The organism is Flavobacterium sp. Root420, from assembly GCF_001427905.1.
Lineage (GTDB): Bacteria > Bacteroidota > Bacteroidia > Flavobacteriales > Flavobacteriaceae > Flavobacterium.
In genome coordinates, this window is sequence record NZ_LMEF01000029.1 from 306,021 (window position 1) to 326,679 (window position 20,659).

Consider the following 20,659-nt stretch of genomic DNA (forward strand, 5'->3'; position numbering starts at 1 on the left):
AAATGAAAAAGATAAAAATAGCTATCCTTCTTGTCTCAGTTTTTTGGTTGCAGAAGAATTTTGCCCAGGTTTGGGTGCCTGATAATGGAGACGGAACCTATACCAATCCAATAATTCATGCTGATTATTCAGATCCCGATGCCGTTAGGGTGGGCGATGATTTTTATATGACAGCTTCTTCTTTTAACTGTATTCCGGGCCTGCCGATTTTACATTCGAAAGATTTGGTAAACTGGAGAATTATCGGATATGCGCTGACCAAGCAAATACCAACAGAAACTTTTGATAAAGTGCAGCATGGTAATGGAGTCTGGGCGCCAAGCATCACTTTTCACAATAATGAATTTTATATTTATTATCCGGATCCTGATTTTGGAATTTATATGATTAAAGCCAAAAAAGCGGAAGGGCCTTGGTCAGAACCGGTTTTAGTAAAAGGCGGCTCGGGACTGATTGACCCTAGCCCCCTATGGGATGATGACGGGAAAGTTTATCTGGTTCATGCCTACGCGGGAAGCCGTGCCAAAATTAAAAGTTTAATTACGGTTTGCACGATGAATGCTGAAGGAACTCTGGCCAATAATGATGAAGTAATGGTAATTGATGGTCATCAGAGTGAAGGTACAATTGAAGGGCCTAAGTTTTATAAACGAAATGGTTACTATTATATTTTTGCCCCGGCCGGAGGAGTCTCTACTGGCTGGCAAACGGTTTTAAGATCTAAAAATGTTTTTGGACCATATGAGAAAAAGAAAGTTTTAGAACAGGGAAAAACTTCGATAAACGGCCCGCATCAGGGAGCATGGGTACAAACCCAAACAGGCGAGGATTGGTTTATCCATTTTCAGGATAAGGGGGCATACGGACGAATTGTTCACCTTCAGCCAATGAAATGGGAAAAAGACTGGCCTTTGATGGGTCAGGATTTTGATAAAAACGGAATTGGAGAGCCGGTAACGACTTTCAAAAAACCAAATGTAGGGGGGAGATATCCAATCGAAACTCCCGCAGAATCAGATGAGTTTAATGAACCAAAGTTGGGATTGCAATGGCAATGGCAGGCAAATGCTCAGGTGCAATGGGGATTTCCCACAAGTTTAGGATACCTGAATTTGTTTTGTTTACCAACAGTGAAAGAGAGTAACAAAATCTTTGAAGCGCCGAATTTATTGTTGCAAAAATTCCCTGCCCAGGAGTTTACAACGACAACCAAATTAACTTTTAATACCAGATTAAACGCAGAGACAACAGGACTTCTGATCATGGGACTGGACTATAGTTATTTGTGTCTTCGAAATGAAAACGGGAAATTATATCTAAACCAGAAAACAGGAAGCTTTGACAAGAAAATTTCTGAAACACAAACCACTCCGGTTTTAATTTCAGGAAATACTATTTATCTTAGAGTCCAGGTGAAAAAAGGAGGGATCTGCAGTTTTTATTACAGTTTGGATGATAAAAAATACCTGCCAATTGGAACTGATTTTACGGCGAAAGAAGGAAAATGGATTGGCGCTAAAGTAGGCCTTTTTGCCCTGAGCGAAAAAGTTACAAATGACTCTGGAAATGTGGCAGTGGATTGGTTTAGAATTACTAAATAAGAAGAAAATGATTCAATTTAGAAAAATAATATTATTTCTTTTCGTAGCGGCAAGTTTGGGCTTGCATGCTCAAAGCACCTATAAAAACTGGCCCGATATTATTCGCAAGAATGATGCGGCCTGGTTTGGTACCCCGGAGGCGAAAGCGATTGCAGAGAATGTGCTTTTGTACCAAAGAAATATTGGAGGGTGGCCCAAGAATATCCAAATGCAAAATCCGCTAAGGGAAGCAGAAAAGCAAAAGCTTATTGCACTTAAAAGTGACGAGCATGATATTACAACCGATAACGGGGCAACGAGTCAGGAAATGCTTTTTATGTCCAGGATGTATGCCCAGGTTAAAGACGAGCGATACAGGGAATCTTTTTTAAAAGGCCTCAATTATTTATTGGAGGCGCAATACGCCAATGGTGGCTGGCCACAGTTTTATCCTTTGAAAAAAGGGTATTACACCCATATTACCTACAATGATAATTCGATGGTAAACATCTTAACTATATTGAAAGAAATCAGTGAAGGAACAGATTATTACAGCATAAAGCCTTCCAAAGAAATAATTGAAAAAACAAAGAAAGCATTTGACAAAGGAATAGACTGCATTTTAAAAACACAATACAAACAAAATGGCGTTTTAACGGCCTGGTGCGCGCAACACGATGAGGTTACTCTGGCTCCGGCAAATGCAAGGGCTTTCGAGCTGGCTTCCTTAAGTGGCTTTGAATCTGCAAAGATTGTACTTCTTTTAATGTCGATTGAAAAACCTTCAGCCGAGATCATTACCGCTGTAAAAAGTGCTAAAACATGGTTTGAGAAAACAAAAATTACCAATTTAGAAGAAAAAAGAGTTTTAAACGATGCGGGGAAAATCATTGATAAAAAAATGATTCCAAAAGAGAATGCTGATCCCATTTGGGCCAGATTTATGGATCTACAGACCAATGAGCCTTTCTTTTGTGACCGGGACGGAATCCCAAAAAAATCTCTGGACCAGATTGGTTCTGAAAGACGAAATGGCTATTCCTGGTATTCTGATGCGCCAAAAGAAGTTCTAAAGAAATATCCTGCCTGGGCGATCAAAAATGGGGTTAAAGTTTCTGCAACAGAGGCTCCTGCAAAAAAAAACGATAATGTCGTTTTAACTGTTGCCCAGGATGGTTCTGGTGATTTCACCAAAATCCAGGATGCTATTTATGCCGCTCCCGCCTTTCCCTATGAAAGAGTTGTCATCAATATAAAAAATGGAATTTATAATGAAAAAGTGCGTATTGCTCAATGGAATACGCATTTGACATTCATAGGCGAAAGCAAAGAAAATACAATCATTGCTTTTGATGATAATTTCAAGAAAATCAATTTAGGGAGAAACAGTACTTTTTATACCTATACGGTTTTAGTGGAAGGGGATGATTTTTCGGCCTCGAATTTAACCATTAAAAACACATCGGGTGATCACGGGCAGGGAATTGCACTCTCGGTGGTGGCCAATCGTGCCAAAATTTCTAATTGCATTATCTTAGGCAATCAGGATACTTTATATCTTTCAGGAAATAACTCAAAGCAATACTTCAAGGATTGTTATATAGAAGGTACAACCGATTTTATTTTTGGAAGTGCCACGGCCTTATTTGAAAATTGTATTATTCATAGCATCAAAAGCTCCTATATAACGGCCGCTTCAACACCAGAAGGCGCTCCGTTTGGATTTGTTTTTAAAGATTGCAAATTAACGGCAAACCCTGAAGCTACAGCAGTTTATTTAGGACGACCATGGAGAATTTATGCCAAAACCGTTTATATAAATTGTGAGATGGGAAAACAGATTAAACCCGAAGGCTGGGAGAATTGGTCCAAGCCTGATGCCGAAAAGAATTCTTTTTATGGCGAATACAATTGCAAGGGTGAAGGTTCTCAACCCTCCAAAAGGGTAGTCTGGTCGCATCAATTAAAAAAATCAGAAGCAGCCAAATACGCTATAGAAAATATCCTTAAAGATTCAGATGCAAAATGGTATTCCAAATAAATTTTGACCTCAAAAAAACAAAAAATATGAATTTTAAATGTCTTATTTTTTTATTGGTTTCTTGCCTTTCTTTTTCGCAGAACAGTGAATTTCCAACAGCAAAAGTCGATTCGATTGTGAGTAGAATTCAGCTTCCGGTTTTTGCTTCCTACCAGATAAATATACAAAAATTAGGCGCAAAAGGGGACTCTGTAACCAATAATAAAGCCGCTTTTGATAAAGCAATGGCGCTCTGTAAAAAGAACAAGGGCGGGACTATCGTGGTTCCTAAAGGGATCTATAAGGTGAACGGGCCGATACATTTTGTAAGCAATGTAAATCTGAGGCTTGAAAAAGGGGCAAAAATCAAGTTCAGCGATAACCCGCAAGATTATCTGCCTATGGTTTTAACCAGCTGGGAAGGCACTATGCTCTATAATTACAGTCCGCTAATTTATGCCTATGATTGCTCGAATATCGCCATAACAGGCGAAGGGGTAATTGATGGGGAAGGAGGCAGGACCTGGAAAAGTTTTAAGGCAAAAGAGGAGGTTGGCAAAAACAGAAGCCGCGAGATGAATCACAATAGTACTCCGTTAAAAGAAAGAAAATTTGGTGAAGGCTATTTTTTGCGCCCACAAATGATTCAGTTTTTTAATTGCAAGAATGTTTTGGTTGAAAATGTCCGCATCGAAAATTCACCTTTTTGGTGCCTGCATTTACTCAAATCGCAAAGCATTACCGTGCGCGGTGTGAGTTATAAATCATTAAATTATAATAATGACGGAATAGATCCTGAATATGCTAAAGACGTATTGATTGAAAAGGTAACTTTTGATAATGGCGATGATAATGTGGCCATCAAAGCCGGAAGGGATCATGAAGGAAGAGCAAACACGTCAACCCCTAGTGAGAATATTGTAATTAGGAATTGTAATTTTAAAGGGCTCCACGGAGTGGTGATCGGAAGCGAGATGTCGGCTGGGGTTCAAAATGTGTATGTGGAGAACTGCAAAACCGTTGGCTATTTAAAACGAGGAATTTATATAAAGACAAATGCAGATCGCGGGGGCTATATAAAAAATATTTTTGTTAGAAATATTGAGCTCGATGAAGTAGAGGATTGCCTGTACATGACAGCCAATTATCATGGAGAAGGCAAGGGATTTCAATCCGAAATTTCAAATGTGCATTTTTCAAATATTACCTGCAATAAGGCCTCGGAATCAGGAATTGTGATTCAGGGATTTCCCGACAAAAAAATCAAAAACATATCTTTGAATAACATTGAGATAAAGTCTGCTAAAAACGCCATCTCAAACGAAAATGCAGAGAATGTTCTGATGACCGATGTTTTTATTGGAAAAAGAGCAACTGTCCCATCGGCAGCGAAATAGCTTTTTTTAAGCCTTAAAGCTTTTACCGTAAATCTAACAGTAGCACGTTTAAATTTTAATAATCTAAAAATGAAAAAATATATCTTACTTCTCTTTTTGATTTCATCAGTTTGTTTTGCCCAAAAGACAACCTTGTATACCATTGGCGATTCTACCATGGCCAACAAAAAAGATCCCGAAAAGAACCCCGAACATGGCTGGGCGCAAGTACTACAACCTTTTTTTACAGATAATCTTGTAGTGGTAAACAAGGCGGTTAATGGAAGAAGTACAAAGAGTTTTATAAATGAGAAACGTTGGGATTCCATTTATAGAAAATTAAGAAAAGGAGATTATGTTTTTATAGAATTCGGACATAACGATGAGAAAATAGAAGATTCGACCCGTTATACCAATCCACATACCTCTTATAGATATAATTTAATTCGGTTTGTAAAAGAAACCAGAGCCAAAGGGGCAACCCCGATCTTGCTTACCTCTATCACCAGACGAAATTTTAATGAAAAAGGAGTACTGGTGCCCACTCATGGTGATTATCCTTTAGAGACAAGATTAGTAGCCCAGGAGTATAAAGTACCTTTTATTGATTTAGAGTACCAGACAGAACTACTTGAGAGGTCCTATGGGCCAGAAAAATCCAAGGAGTTGCATTTGCATTTTAAAGCAGGAGAGAATCCTTATTATGACAAAGACAAAGCCGACGATACGCATCTCTCGCTGCTTGGAGCTACAAAAATTGCACAAATAGTTATCAATGAGCTTAAAGCCCTGGAAGATCCTTCATTGGAAAAGCTTAAAAAATCAATTAAATAAAATAAACTGGCCTGAGCAGATAACTTTTTGGATTTAGGCTAATGATTACGCAGCTGATTTTTTCGTATTAATCGTTTTTTACCTGACGCCTCTAAAGAGACATTGTTTTTCTGAATGGCATCATTATATAAAAACCCTAAGCTTTTATCACTAAAGACACATTTAGTCTTATGGTCAATATAGGTTATCTGCTCAATACCTGCAGAGCTCTTCTTTACAATAGCGGTTATGGACTGTCTTTGTAATATTTTAAGAAAATGGTCTTGTGATATTCCGGAGTGTCTTTGCAGGGATCGCTCAATACTATTTTTTATTTGTGTTTTGCTATGCGTATTTTTAGCTGCATTTATTATAAATTGGGCCTGCAGGAATTTCAAGGTAGGTTGGCCATCAAGTGAGCTGGCTTTGATGGGCATGCCAATGGGTTTTCCTTGTGGACTCAATATTTTATACAACAGCCCTCCTGATTGGAATGTTTTTGAATTTTCACTTCCCCTGTCGGCCAGAAGATTGTACTGCCCTAAAACAGCATTGAGTTCGTCAAGATTTGTATAATTGTACCGGTTTAACACAAAATCAAGCACTTGGCTCATCGATTTTTTTGATGCCATTTTTCCGTATTGAATCCTGCCTATGGCAGTAGGTGATAAATCTAGCACATTAGTTGTTTTTGTTTTTATTGCCCTTATAAGATCAAAATGCTCTTCGATTTCCCTTGTTGCAGGTATTGATTTGCGCACAAGTATTTTGTGAAGGTCAATTCGTTTGCCTGTCTTTTGGATGTTTATGGTAACGATGTGCAAATGTGCATGTCCGGCATCGTGGTGCTGGTATACTAAATAGGGCTGCTGGGCAAAACCAATTCTTTCCATATAGAAAGCGGCAATGGCAATGAGCTTTTCTTTAGCTGGATGCTCCAGGGAGGAAAAATTCAAAGAAATATGCACAGTATTACGTTTTGCATTTTGGTTCAATTCTGTTCTTTTTGCAAAACGCTTTAGTTTCATTTGATGACTGATTTTCTCCATATCAACAGGGTAATTCCCTGCAAAGATTAATTGGGCCAGACCTTCTTTAACTTTGTTCTCGTTATAGGCAATAGTTCTTCGTATCGAGGTATTTGAATTTATGATTGCAACCATTTCTCAGTAATTTTTTCCATCTGATTTTTAACTTCATCCATTTTCTTATGTAGCCCAATGATCTTTAACGCGACTTGTTGGATTGATTCGTTAAGTTCGCTGCTATTTTTATATGTATATAGTATTTCCAAGGTTTTGGATTGGTGCTCTTTAAGGATATTGATCTCTCGGTTAAGAATTACAATTTCTTCAATAAGATCATCTAGGGACTGATTTCTGTAAAATATCCTGATAGGCCTGTTGAATATAAGCTCTCGCACATACTGCGCCTTGGTGAGACAGGTGCTTGTCTTGTACATGTTATCAATTTTCGAATGTTCTACATCGGTTAACCTAACATCGATACGATAATTTTTTCTTGAAGTGCTGTTTTTTGTTCTCATTTTCATTCTTTTAAATTATCTTACTCAATACGCTATGCCATCAATTTCTTTACTTCACTTTCTTATTACCAGATAAGCCAGGTCAGGATCCTGGGTAAGCCGGGCTATTTCAGTGCGGATGAGCTGCTGAATATCCTGCTTTATTTCAAGATAATTTTCTTGGACGATCTCATTTGTTATTTGCCTGACAATTGGAATGTCCTTATAATTTTGAATTTGCTCATCCAGCACCTTATGCTCATTTAAAATCTGGCAATGAAATGCTTTCAGGGCGATTTTGCAATTGGGGTCATCGGCTACCACGCCCACAAACTCACCCGAACTCAGGGCAGAAATTCTCGAAGGTGGTACAGCGGATTCCAGTTGCCTGGACCGGTTAATGGAAACATCAGAGCTGTTGATGGACAGGCTCTCGCGGTCCTGCATTATTTTTCCAAAACGCTCTGAGAGCTGCTTGGCTGTATCCCCTGTTACCTGTCCGCTTATGATATTTCCTGTAATGTTCATAATCACATCGGCCTGTTCTCTTCCGTAATCCTTTCTAAGCTGGCTAAAATCCTGTATGCCAAGGCAGGTTGCCACTTTATTGCTTCTGGCCGTAGCGATCAGGCTGTCCATGTTATTGAGGTAAATGGTAGGAAACTCATCAAATATTAGGCTGCTTTTCTGCTTGTCTTTTTGATTGACTAATTTCAGTAACCTGCTTACATACAGTGATAATACCGCGCCATAGCTTTGTATTTTTTGCGGATTGTTCCCCATACAGACAATCTTGGGCTCCAGGGGATTATTGATATCCAGGGTAAAGTCATTGCCAGAGAGAACATAATAGAGCTGGGGTGAGGAAAGACGGGCCATAGCCACTTTAGCGGAAGCCATCTGGCCCTCAAGCTGCTCCATGACATCATTTAGGTAGGCGTTGACAAAAGGATTGATAAGCACCTCTATTTCTTTTTCTGTCCTTAGAAGGGTAAAAAGATCATCATAATCGGTTTGCATAAGTTCGATCACATGGGCAAGGGTACAGTACTGGCCGTCTTTGTATTTTCTGAGATACCAAATGATGGCCGTTAGAAAATTAATGGGCGATTCCACAAAAAAGTCTCCCTGGCGCCGGATCCATTCCCTGTTGAGTCCAAGGAGGATAGTCCTGGCCGATTCAGCCGAATCGCTAATATCGGTCATGGCCGAGGGAACCAGTGGATTGCACCTGTGCGAGCGCGAGAGATCATCGAAATTGATACTGTAGAATTTTGGAGGAATATTGTAGTATTCTTTTGACTCCAGAAAGCTATTGTAGGCAATGGTGGAGAGATCATCGTATTTAAAATCATAAATAAACATGGCAAAACCTTTCTTGATGTGCTGGGTTATGACGTGGCGTATGACAAAATAGGATTTGCCCGAGCCGGGAGTTCCCAGCACCATCAGGGCCCGAAATGGATTTATGATGTTGATCCAGCTCCTGCGCACTTTATCGCGGAGATAATACTCAGCGGGAAGGTTAATGGAATATTCATTCTCCAGAAGCCTTTCTTCCTGGGGAAAGGTTTCGTTTTCTTTATTGAAGATATCGGTCCCCGAGAGCCTGTTTTTTATAATGCGCGATAAAAGGGTGCCACCTGTGAGTAAAAGGATGAATCCCAGTGTGGTCACCATGATATAAAAAACGACCTTATACAAAGCTGCAATATTTAAAAATAGAGCAAAATAGGAGATAAAGAAAAGCAGCAGCCCTAAAAAAAGATACCCAAAGGCGGTTTTATATCGGAGTTTTTCATTTTTTCGTCCTTTGGCCCCCAAAAGAGAAATGATAAGCAAAGCAAGGGCGAAGAGTTTTGACAGGTGAAAATTAGCAAAAAGCCCAGTGCTTCTAATGCGCTCCAGTACAGTATCGCCAAACTCACTTGCAAGGCCCCACTGCATAAAGACAGCGTAACAGTAATAATAAAAATGTGCAAATAAGACTAGCAAACTCATAAGTCTTGTCATATCGAGTATTTTGCGCAGTGCCTGTTCGTTTTCTCCGGTTTGCATGGCCATGGTTTTGAGTTTTAAGTATTGTTTGTTTGAGAAGGGAATATTGAGGTGGAAGCCAGACAAAAGGCCTGGCAGATGATTTAAAAAAAACAGGAGCCTTGTTTTGGATGTTGTTTTACCGATTCTTTATAGTTTTGGCCTGCAGCGCATTTTTCTCTCCAGTTTGCCTGAATTCACTCCCCATTCATTAAGATCCTTATACCCCTTGTAAAGGCCGCTTTGATCGGTATATTTATTGCTCCAGCAAAGGGCGCGCCTGGTATGTTCTTCCCCGGCCTGATCCCGATCCAGATAGAGGCTGATTTGCTGGTGCTCTTCCATAAAGGGGCGCGCTTTTTCCAAAAAGGAAAGCGAGTTTAAAATCACAAAATCCTGCTTTTTTACCCTACAGCTACCCTGCAGGGCTTTATAGGTGAGAAAATCAAAAAAGCCTTCAAAAACGGCAACTTCCTTATTGTTCTCCGAGTAGGTAGTGAGGCCCTTGGGAGAGCAGCAGGATTTAAAATAGGGATTGCGAATTTCAAATCCTCCCAGATCATTTTTAAAGCCGATACCAAAATAGGTATGATTATTTACCGAGTAGCGAACCTCGCTGCAAAACGCCAAGGCAGTCCCAAGAGGGATTTTTCTTTCTTTAAGATACTGCAACAGCGAAGCAGAACGCAGCGGGTATTCCTTTATAATGGTAATTCCCGGGGAGTTTGGCTCAGCATCGTAAGAGGGCAAAAGGGGCTCATGCCCCGAGACAGTGCCGCAATGCTGCCTGAGGAAATCGGCAAGAGAGCACTTAAAATAAAGCAGGCCAAAATCAATGATGCTGCCCCCTTTTCCTATACCATGATCATACCACCTGTTTAACTGGCGGTTAACCTTAAACGATGCGGTCCTTTCCGCCCTAAGGGGAGAGAAATACCAATGGTCATCCCGAACTATTTTGCAGGGCTCATGCCCTAAGCTGGCCAGGAAGTAAACCATGTCTATGGCTTTAGCCTCTTCAATGGATAAGGTTTTGTTTATGGAATTCATAGCTTGCATTTTATCAGGTTCATTTTCCAATTCCAGCCATGAAATTAAAAAAGCTCTTGCAGATTAGCAATCATCGTTAAATTTTAATGTCATAACAGGTACGGCTACTGTGCATATATTTGCAAACCATGCTATAAAACAAGAGTAGAGAATTATCTTTACAGCTTATCGGCCAAACATCCGCTTTCCAAAGTGTGCTTTTAAATGTCTCTGAGCTTTGCGCAATTTTTTTGTCCCCACCTTTTTTACGTTTTAACTTAGAATAAAAAAACTCCAGATTTCATGTGCATTTTAATTTTTAGGATATTAGGATCGTTTGTTTGAATTTAAAAAAAGAAGACAGCACTTTTCTTGGTAGCGGGAAGCATTCAAATATCTAATCAGATTATTTTGGATTATTATGATATTTTAAAATACGCATCTTAATTTTTTCTCTTCTTTCTGTTTGCATAGCTACTCCTATAAATGCCAAAAGCATCAATCAAATTAAAAAGTCTTTTGATAATTTGTAGTGAAAAAAAAATATATATTTGAAAGCAAATAATGTGTGAAATTTATCACACATATCTACCCAAATTTGGATGGTTTTGGATGGTTTTGTCGCACATATAAATAAGTTAACGGTAATTTTAGTGAACCAACGGCAAAAGACAAAAGGCTTGTTAATGTATAACAAATTAAAAGGCTCGTTGACAGCGAGTGAATCCAATTTTAGTCAAATATGTCTACAAACAGTTAGTTAGGCTCTAACTCCCAATTACAACCTATGCAAATAAAAGTTTATTCCCCTTTAAATCCTTTGCTTAAAAAATACATAGAATGTATTTATATACTCACACAGACATCTGAAGAAAAGCCCGCCAAATACATAACCTTTCCATCTATTTTTACCATTGTATCAATAAGCGAAAAATCAAAAACTGTTAATAAAGGGAATAAATTAATAATCAGGCAATGCGATGACAATAAGGTTGAAACAAATTTGGTATCTAATTTCAATAAGCCGGTGTATGTTCAATACGAAGGGGAAATAAAAGAAATTACTATCTATTTTAAGCCGTTAGCTATTAATTCATTTTTGGAGCCTGAATTAAACCACTACAACAGTTCAAATTTTTCTGAATTTTTACCTTTTAAAGATTATAGAAAAGCTATGATTGAAATTCTTTCTTTGCAAAATGATACCGAAAAAATTCAAGCTCTTGAAAGTTATTGGTTATCCAAATTAATAGGGTTTCAGCATAATTTCCTTGAAACTATTTTGTCTGAAATTATATGTGAAGAAAATGACGCTTTAACAATTACAGAACTATGTAAAAAAAATGCTATTTCACGTACAACATTAAACAAACACTTTGGCAGACATATCTGCAAAACACCATCTCAATTCAAAAAGATACTAAGATTTAGAAATGCGGTTAATAAATACGCATCAAATAACGCAAGAAACAACTTAACGGATATTGCATATTGTGTCGATTATTTTGACCAGTCCCACATGATAAGAGAATTCAAATCATTGACAGGATTCTCTCCTAAGGTTTTTTTTGAAAAAACGACTACGCCAGAAAAAAAACAAATTCAATGGCTGTTTTTATAGGTAGGTTTACATTTGTACAATTTTTCCTTTTACGATGAAAGTACTTTTGTTTCTTTAATCATAAAATAATGTACCATATGAAAACCCGTCAAATATATTTTATTGCATCTATCCTCTTGACAGCCCTTTTACAGCCTATCGTTGTCAAATCACAAAATTTGGAAAGTATAATTTCTCCGATAAGATCTCACTTAAAAAATCTTGAAAAAGAAAATAACTTAAGTGGGGTCGTTCTTATTGCAAAAAATGGCAAACCGATATATAGAGAAACATTTGGTTTTGCCAATTTGCCGGACAGTATTAAAAATAAACCGGACACGAAGTTCAATTTAGCTTCTATAAATAAGATGTTCACAGGTATGGCTATTATGCAATTGGTGCAATCTGGCAAAATTTCGCTTCAGGATAAAGTAGGCAAATATCTTTTGGATTATCCTAATAAAATTGTTGCCGACTCTGTGACAATTCATCAATTATTAACGCACACTTCAGGAATGTCCAGTTTTTGGGAGGAATACGACAAGCTTGCAAAAGAAAAATTCAAAACAGTTTCTGATTACCTTCCATTGTTTGTTAATAAAAAACTTGCCTTTGCTCCGGGTAGTGACTTCTTGTATAGCAATTCTGGATACATGGTTTTAGGATTAATCATTGAAAAAGTGTCGGGTCAAAATTATTTTGATTACGTAAAAGAATATATTTACAAACCCGCAAAAATGATTAATACTGATGCTTACGAATTGGAGGTTGCTATTCCAAATTTAGCTACTGGCTATACAATGTCATTGGAAGAACCAGGGCAATGGAAAAATAATATTTTCTCAAATTTAGCAAAAGGAACTCCTGCTGGTGGTGGCTATTCAACAGTTGACGATTTGTTGAGTTTTGCCAATGCTTTACAAAGCGATCGTTTACTTAGCAAAGAGAGTGCAACTCTTTGTACATCAGGTAAAGTGAAGTATAGAGAAGGAATGTATGGATATGGGGTTGAAGAAAACACAATAAACGGGCACCGCATTATTGGACATACTGGTGGGCATGATGGTATTGCTTGTGAACTAATGATTTATCCGGATTTGGGCTATACTGTTGTTATTCTAACAAATGGAGAAGTTGAAAATTATTGGGAAGTGAGCAATCTAATTAAAAAACAATTAGTGGGTTCAACACCATCAATTGACAATTTTTTTTACACTAAAGATATAATTAAGACAGTATGCAACAAAGGTTATGAAGCTGGCCTTAAGGAAATAGAACAAAATTTAAAGAAATATTCATTAAGAGAAAGTCTTATTGAAAGATATGGTTATAAGCTATTGTTCGAAAAAAAGACTAATCAGGCAATAGATTTATTTAAGTTAAATATTCACCTTTTTCCAAATTCAACCTATGGCTATTATTATATAAGTGAGGCATATAGATTTTCAGGTCAAAAAAAACAAGCGATTGACTATCTAAAGTTATACATTGAAAAAGAGCCAGAAGATAACGATGCTAAATTAAAATATAAATTGCTAATGAAATAACTACCGCTAATATTTGCTACTGGTGATTTTGGCAATTGGCTTAATGGAAAGTTGGTTTTGTGTTTGTGATGACCAACCTTAACAGGACTCGAACCAAACTAGCTAGGGAATACAGGTGTTTAAATTTTTCAAGTAATTTGGAGCAAAATTTATCAAACCACAAAAAAGCCTGATAAATTTAGATTTATACCAATATCGTAACAAAATTAAAACAACCTATCGGGTTGTTTTTTTGTTTTATAATGTATTAAATCAAAAAAATGGATTCAACCAGACTTGGTGTATCAGATGTTGGTGGAATTAGAAACATGACAAAATAAGGAAAGCAAGATATGCTAATCAAAGATATGTTTGTAGGTACACAGGAAAACAAGAGTTGAAAATTAAGCTTATCAAACTTATAAACCTTAATGTTGAAGAAAGTATCATTCAATTAGCCAAGAAGGCTTGGGATAAGAAAATTGTCATTCAAAAATAAACATGTAAGATTTTTTTGTATTTTAGTCTGAGCTAAAAATATAGCGCAGCGATGCGAATCCAATTAAGATTTTAATGGAAAGTGAGCTGTTTTTAGTCCTTGGAATACCTCTTGCATTAAATCGGGTCTTGCCCTTATTTCTGTTTACCATCCAATAGCATTGGGAGCATTTCCTGCAAGGGGTCAATAGTATTTGCCTGGATTTGCACTGCGCTATTTGCAGGGGCAAGGAACAGAGCGCCCCATAATAGTTATGATCAGCGGGTCAGAAGCAAAACCAACAGCGCGATCGTTTTTTTGAATCGGTAGTTTAAGACCGTAAAGCATAAGGGGGTATTTTAAAACTCCCTGAAGTTAGGATAGAAAATATAAGGATACAATTAATTCGTCCCAATAACTAAAAAAGGATTTAAATGAAAGTAGCTACCGTTTTATTCAAAGAGGATTCGTTTGTAAGGGAAGTAAATGCCGATCAGCTCAATTTTAGTGATTCAGATCTGGTTTTGGGTTTTGGAGCCAGAGCTCTTTTGGCCGATCAAAAGGTTTTTGACCAGTTAAGGAATAAATTCCCCACTTCAGAACTGATTCTCTGTTCATCGGCGGGAGAGATCTATGAAAATGAAGTTTTAGATGATACCATAGCCCTGACGGCCCTTAAATTTTCCAGCACCAGAATTAAAAGCTGCCAGGTGGATATAATCGCTTTTGAAAATAGTTTTCTGGCCGGTTGTTCCCTTATTGAAAAATTGGATCAGCAGGACCTCAAAATGGTGCTGATATTCTCAGACGGGGGCAAGGTAAATGCCAGTGAACTGGTAAAGGGAATGAATACGGTCAAAAAAGAGCACGTTTTAATTGTGGGCGGACTGGCAGGGGATGCGGCCAAATTTGAAAAGACCCTGGTGGGTTTGAATACCATCCCGGTACAGGGCCAAATTGTGGCGGTTGGTTTTTACGGTCACAAACTAATGGTCTCCCACGGCTCTTTGGGAGGGTGGGAGAGTTTTGGATTAGAGCGTATCGTGACCAAATCCCAAAGCAATGTTTTATATGAGATTGATGGCAAAAATGTACTGGATCTGTATAAAATTTATCTGGGCAAATATGCAGAGGAATTACCCGGGTCGGCGCTGCTCTTTCCCTTGTCAATTAAAATGGAGGGCCTTGAGGAACCTATTGTTCGGACGATTTTATCCATAGATGAAACCAATCAGACTATGACCTTTGCCGGTGATATTCCACAGGGGAGTAAAGTTCGTTTTATGAAAGCTAATTTTGACCGGCTAATTGATGCGGCGAGTGGCGCCGCGCTCTCTTGCCTAGAAATAAATAGTTTTACTCCCGCCTTGGCACTTCTGATTAGTTGCGTGGGGCGAAAATTAATACTGGGAAGCAGGATTGATGAAGAAGTGGAAGCCGTTGGGGAGGTTTTTGGCAATAAGACTATCCTGTGCGGGTTTTATTCCTATGGAGAGATCTCGCCCCTTGTGCCCTTTGGGGATTGTATACTGCACAATCAGACCATGACCATTACCTGTATTAATGAAATAGACTAAGATGGAGATTCATAAACTTTTACAGCGGCAGATCAATAAAAACATACCGGGGGATCTTCTGAATAATGCCTCGGTTGTGTCCTTTATCAAAACCGTTAATGATTCCTACCTGGCCTTTGAGCGGGACAGGCATTTAATGGATCATTCCTTTCAGGAAAGTGAAAAGGAATACAATGAAGTGCATGAGAATTTAAAAAAAGAATATCAATTAAAGCAGCAATCCATTTTAAATTTATATGAAAGCCTCCCGGATTGGGACCAGGGCTATGAATCTATTAATGAAAACGAAAAAAGCGATTTGCTTTTTATCTCTAAATATGTAAGTGAGCAGATCAATAAAAGAAAGGAAACCGAGAAGAAATTAGGCGAAACCGTCCAATTCTTAAAGACCCTGCTGGGCAACCTGCAGTCGGGCATACTGGTTGTGGATAACAGCGATACGATATTGTTTGTGAATCAGTACTTGTGCGATCTGCGCCATATTGAAGCTTCCCCTGAGCAGATGATCGGGGAGAAACCCGCTAAATTTATGGCAGAGACACCTGCATTATTTAAAGATAGCAAGGGCTATAAGCAAAGGATTTCGGATATTTTACTCCAGCGGGAAATCGTCATAGGGGAAATACTGGAAACTGTGGAAAATCGTTTTTACGAAAGGGATTATATCCCTATTTTCATTGACCGGGAATGTGTGGGGCATCTCTGGAAAATCACAGATGTCACCCAGAGGATTATAAGCAAAAATCTACTCAAGCAAAGTGAGGAGCGCAATCGCATTATCATGAATTCTTCCCTAAATGCTATTGTGACCATTGACATTACAGGGAAAATAACCTTCTGGAATACCCAGGCTGAAATCATCTTTGGCTGGAGAAAAGAAGAGGTACTAGGCAAAACATTAAACCAGACCATTATCCCTAAACGCCACAAAGAAGGCCATTCAAAGGGACTCCAGTATTATATGGACAGCGGCAAGGGCCCTATTTTAAACCGGCAAATAGAACTCCCGGCCGTAAACAGCCAGGGAGAGGAGTTTCCCGTAGAGATTTCCATCATAGCGCTGGAGCAAGATGGCGAAGCGTTTTTTTGCTCCTTTATGCAGGATATTTCCGAGCGAAAAAAAACAGAAACCAGGCTAAGGGTTCAGGAAGAGAAGTACCGCAATATTATTGCCAATATGAATTTGGGGCTAATCGAGGTGGACAACAATGAAATCATTCAGTTTGCCAATCAAAGTTTTGCCGATATATCAGGATTTGAACTGGGGGAGCTAATTGGCCTTAACCCCACTAAAACATTTGCCCTTCATGATGTGGAAAAAATAAATTCCAAGAATAGCCTGCGCGGGAAAGGACTCTCCGATGTTTATCAGATCCAGGTAAAAAATAAAAAGGGAGAGCTCAGATGGTGGGCCATTGGCGAGGCGCCCAATTATGATGATACCGGAAAGCTGGTGGGCTCCATAGGAATCCACCTGGATATAACCGAGCAAAAACAGATGGAGATCGAACTTGAGCAGGAAAAAATCAGGGCAGAACAGGCATCCAAGGCCAAGGAAGCCTTTCTGGCCAATATGAGCCATGAGATACGCACTCCACTCAATGGCATAATCGGATTTTTAAGAGAACTCGAGCGCCAGCACTTAACCGAGCAGCAAAAAAAATATGTAGAGCACAGCTCGGTGGCCTCCAAACATTTGCTATCGATTATAAACAACATACTGGATATCTCTAAAATCGAGGCCGGGGAGATGTCCCTTGAAGAAGAAGATTTTGTTTTTGAGGATGTAATTGCCAATGTTGTGAATGTTCTGGATCCCCTGGCAAAGAAAAAAGGGCTAAAGCTTATTTCAGAGATTTCCAAAGAGGTACATCGGGTTTTAAAAGGGGATGCTTTAAAACTGGAACAGGTGCTGTTTAATTTGGTGGGAAATGCCCTGAAGTTCACCAAGCAGGGTCAAATAGTGTTGCGCTGTAGCCTTGTTGAGCAGACCGGCGTTTTTCAAAAGCTGCAAATCTCGGTTACCGATACCGGAATAGGAATGCAGCAAAGCTTTGCAGAGAATATCTTCAATAAGTTTTCCCAGGAAGATAAGGCCATTACGCGCAAATTCGGCGGTACAGGCCTGGGCATGGCCATCACCCGGGAGCTCATCCAGTTAATGAAGGGTGAAATTACCGTTCAAAGCCAGAAGGATTCAGGCACCAGAATCAGCTTTATTATCGATTTGGAAAAAGGAGATTTCTTGGCCATTAAAAAGGTACCCGATGAAATAGAGTTTGATATTTCAGGGATCCGGGTCTTGCTGGTGGAAGATAACAGCATCAACCGGATGGTCGCGGTAAATTCCCTGCATTATTTTAATTGTATGGTCACCGAGGCTGCCAATGGGATGGAAGCCATTGAAATCTTAAAAGATAAGAACTTTGACATCATACTAATGGATGTGCAGATGCCTGAAATGGACGGTATAGAGGCTACTATAAAAATAAGGGAAGAATTCAAATTGCAAATCCCTATCATTGCCCTGACGGCCAGTGCCTTTAAAAGCGAAGTGGATAAATGCAAAACAGCCGGTATGGACGATTATATAGCCAAACCTTTTGAGGAGTTTGCCCTTATAGAGACCATCTCAAGGAACCTGCATAGAGAGCCCAAAAAACGGCCTGATTCGACTCCTGTAAACTCAGTGGAGAAAGAAAGGCTTTATGATCTGACAAATCTGCAAAACATCAGCAAAGGAGACCAGGAGTTTACCCGCAAAATGATCCTGACTTTTATAGACCAGATAAATGAGTTACTGCCCCAGGGGGAGGCTGCCTTAGGCTGTGATGATTTTCTAACCCTGAGCCATCTTGTGCACAGCATCAGGCCCAGTATTGAAATCATGGGGATATTAAGCATCACAGCTCAGGTCAATACTTTGGAGATGCTCAGCCGGGAAGGTGTTGATAAGGAAAGGATCGGCACGGTCTTTTCTCAGGTTAAAAGCATACTGGCTAGCGCCGTTGAGCAGTTGAAAGAAGAAATTGGTAGGACTGATATAAAACCTTAAGAGAAAACCATCATAAAGTCATGTGCATATTTTTTTCACAGCAGACTATGGACCAGGGGCATGCGGATTTTATTTGGGAAGACTTTGTCATTTGATCCGGCAAACAATAGGGTCCACTTTAAGAAAAAAGTCTTGTCCAAAACCGGGTTTAAAGCCAATTCGTACTTTATGTATCTCAATCAACTGAATCTATTAACTGAATCTCTGTTGTCGAAATGGTAATTAATCAAGACAGAAAGATCTCTTTTATGTTAGTATCTTTCTTCTAAATCCTGAGATAAAAAACATTGTAAATTCTGGAGGATATAAATCCGTAGCAAACCGTAAATGATTCGGTGTCCTGTTTTAAAATTCCTAGTAGTAGCTCGTGTTTTACTGCGTTGAAAAAAAATACAGCCAATAAACAAGTTAAGTAGTTTAAAGATCGAAATAAAAAATTATATATTCGTGTCTTAAATTTTATCCAAATGAAAAATCATTTCTTGGGTACTGCTTTATTGACCGTTAATTCTATATAAGCAAATACGAACTTTAATTATAGAAGACAAGCCCGCAATAAGAAAAGAATTGCAGTGGTTGTTTTCGAAAGAATAATCTTGCTTGTCGGAAGTAACCAGAATTGAATATTTTTAAAGTAAGATACTACAGTGATCAAAATATACTTACTTAACTGTTTTTATTTTTGTAACCGCTATATCAGAGGGGCAAATAAATAAAAAATACCAGCATATTGATTCGCTACCTAATACAAATAAAATATTTGATGTAATAATGACCCTTAGAGAATTAAAAGAAAACACAAAAAAGATACTGCTATTCCTTAGTTTTATCCCTTGCTGGAATACTATGGATTAAATTATATTTCAAGAATAAAAAGGGACGATAAAAAGTAACAACCCCCCCCTGTATAAATATCATCTTAAAAGTCAAAAATAGAATTAGAAATGAAAATAACACGTCTTGTATCTGCTGTTTTTCTGTTGCTTCTTGCCTGCAATAAAAAAGAGAATCCTAAAACTGATGGTTCGGGTTTGGCCGAAAATGCACAGGTTAAAACAGATTCAATACAAAAAGAGGAAAACCAGATTCCCAAAGGGCAAAGCATCAATTTGTTTACTCTAACGCCAAGAGGCAGCAGTGATGTTGCTTTTGTTTCCCTCTCGGATATTTATCCTGTAAATGATCAAAATGACACCCTTGCCTTGCCTGCTATAGAGAAACTGGGAAAATACGATGCCCAGTATTTTATCTTAGATAGAAATTACAGAAAAAGATTTTTATCTAAAACCAATATATCAGAAACCGATTCTGTTTTTGTATTGGATTATGCTAAGAACAAATTGGTTTCCTTTGCTGTGAAAAACCTAAAAACCGCTGCCTTATTAAATGCATATTCTTCAGAAGCAGACTGGCCTTATCGCCCCTTTGATTTTATGATTGGATTTGAAATCAGCACTAAATCCTTAAATGGACTTAGTGACTATTTTAGAGATGCATTAGTATATGTGGGCAAAGAAAATCCATTTTCCAAAGAAGCTCTAAAGCCAATTGTTTGGAAAAGAATTGACAGTAAAGAATATCCGTCAAAACCAATGAAAAATGAAGATCGTGCTTTGTTGGAAAATACCCTGGCAGGCAATACCTACCTATTTAAAACAGAAAGTTATCACTATTTTTTACAAGAATATATAGATACTCATAAGATAATTTATGCAAGACGCCTTTTAGTGGCTGATGCTAAAACTAAAGATATTATAATTGAAAAGCTCTATAGCCAAAGCGAAGGCACCTCTGCGGCAGCTTTGAATTATCAAGAAGGACAAGATGCAATTTATCAGTGGACAGGAAAACTCTTTAAAAATAAACCAACCGTTGTTTTTGGTTTTGAATACATTTCTTTTGGATGCCCCGAAATTTCACTTATTGACAAATCAAACCAAGAGATTTTTCTTCAATGTGATAATCGTCATTAATTAAGATTCTGTAATAAAAAAATACTGCAAATAAAAACTGCCGCCTTAAGAATAAAATTCATTATGGATT

The 20,659-nt window shown here is 38.3% G+C and carries 13 protein-coding genes; 9 read left to right on the forward strand and 4 right to left on the reverse strand.

Annotated features, from left to right (window positions below):
• Window positions 1-2 precede the first annotated feature (2 nt).
• The 4 genes from ASC72_RS15745 to ASC72_RS15760 all read left to right on the forward strand — a co-directional run bounded on the left by ASC72_RS15745 (window position 3) and on the right by ASC72_RS15760 (window position 5,810).
• Window positions 3-1,601: a glycoside hydrolase 43 family protein gene (locus ASC72_RS15745; RefSeq protein WP_056192646.1), complete on the forward strand. Its 1,599-nt coding sequence runs from the start codon at window positions 3-5 to the stop codon at window positions 1,599-1,601.
• The gene (gene pelA, locus ASC72_RS15750) at window positions 1,555-3,621 is read left to right on the forward strand and encodes a pectate lyase (protein ID WP_241775723.1); all 2,067 of its coding nucleotides are present in this window, start codon (window positions 1,555-1,557) and stop codon (window positions 3,619-3,621) included. Before ASC72_RS15745 ends, pelA begins: the two co-directional genes overlap by 47 nt.
• Window positions 3,622-3,647: 26 nt before the next feature.
• The gene (locus ASC72_RS15755; protein WP_056193561.1) at window positions 3,648-4,997 is read left to right on the forward strand and encodes a glycoside hydrolase family 28 protein; all 1,350 of its coding nucleotides are present in this window, start codon (window positions 3,648-3,650) and stop codon (window positions 4,995-4,997) included.
• 69 nt (window positions 4,998-5,066) lie between these two features.
• A complete protein-coding gene (locus ASC72_RS15760; protein WP_056192649.1) occupies window positions 5,067-5,810 on the forward strand; it encodes a rhamnogalacturonan acetylesterase in 744 nt (247 codons plus the stop codon).
• Window positions 5,811-5,848: 38 nt separating this feature from the next.
• Here the strand turns inward: ASC72_RS15760 and ASC72_RS15765 are convergent, their stop codons facing one another.
• The 4 genes from ASC72_RS15765 to ASC72_RS15780 all read right to left on the reverse strand — a co-directional run bounded on the left by ASC72_RS15765 (window position 5,849) and on the right by ASC72_RS15780 (window position 10,401).
• Entirely contained in the window at window positions 5,849-6,952 is a 1,104-nt protein-coding gene (locus tag ASC72_RS15765; RefSeq protein WP_056192653.1) for a relaxase/mobilization nuclease domain-containing protein, read from the reverse strand.
• A complete protein-coding gene (locus ASC72_RS15770; RefSeq protein WP_131725832.1) occupies window positions 6,937-7,335 on the reverse strand; it encodes a plasmid mobilization relaxosome protein MobC in 399 nt (132 codons plus the stop codon). Before ASC72_RS15770 ends, ASC72_RS15765 begins: the two co-directional genes overlap by 16 nt.
• 54 nt (window positions 7,336-7,389) lie before the next feature.
• Window positions 7,390-9,372, reverse strand: coding sequence for a conjugal transfer protein MobC (mobC, locus tag ASC72_RS15775; RefSeq protein ID WP_056193564.1), 1,983 nt, complete (start codon window positions 9,370-9,372; stop codon window positions 7,390-7,392).
• Between the two features lie 129 nt (window positions 9,373-9,501).
• Window positions 9,502-10,401: a toprim domain-containing protein gene (locus ASC72_RS15780; protein WP_056193567.1), complete on the reverse strand. Its 900-nt coding sequence runs from the start codon at window positions 10,399-10,401 to the stop codon at window positions 9,502-9,504.
• A gap of 766 nt (window positions 10,402-11,167) precedes the next feature.
• Here ASC72_RS15780 and ASC72_RS15785 point away from each other — a divergent pair.
• The 5 genes from ASC72_RS15785 to ASC72_RS15805 all read left to right on the forward strand — a co-directional run bounded on the left by ASC72_RS15785 (window position 11,168) and on the right by ASC72_RS15805 (window position 20,589).
• On the forward strand, window positions 11,168-12,001 hold the full coding sequence (locus ASC72_RS15785) for an AraC family transcriptional regulator (RefSeq protein ID WP_056192658.1): 834 nt from the start codon (window positions 11,168-11,170) through the stop codon (window positions 11,999-12,001).
• Between the two features lie 77 nt (window positions 12,002-12,078).
• Entirely contained in the window at window positions 12,079-13,527 is a 1,449-nt protein-coding gene (locus tag ASC72_RS15790) for a serine hydrolase (RefSeq protein ID WP_056192661.1), read from the forward strand.
• 891 nt (window positions 13,528-14,418) lie between these two features.
• Window positions 14,419-15,561 (forward strand): FIST signal transduction protein, encoded by a 1,143-nt coding sequence (locus ASC72_RS15795; RefSeq protein WP_056192664.1) that lies wholly within the window; start codon window positions 14,419-14,421, stop codon window positions 15,559-15,561.
• 1 nt (window position 15,562) lies between these two features.
• Entirely contained in the window at window positions 15,563-18,616 is a 3,054-nt protein-coding gene (locus tag ASC72_RS15800; protein WP_056192667.1) for a PAS domain S-box protein, read from the forward strand.
• Window positions 18,617-19,560: 944 nt separating this feature from the next.
• Entirely contained in the window at window positions 19,561-20,589 is a 1,029-nt protein-coding gene (locus tag ASC72_RS15805) for a hypothetical protein (RefSeq protein WP_056192670.1), read from the forward strand.
• Window positions 20,590-20,659: the final 70 nt, after the last annotated feature.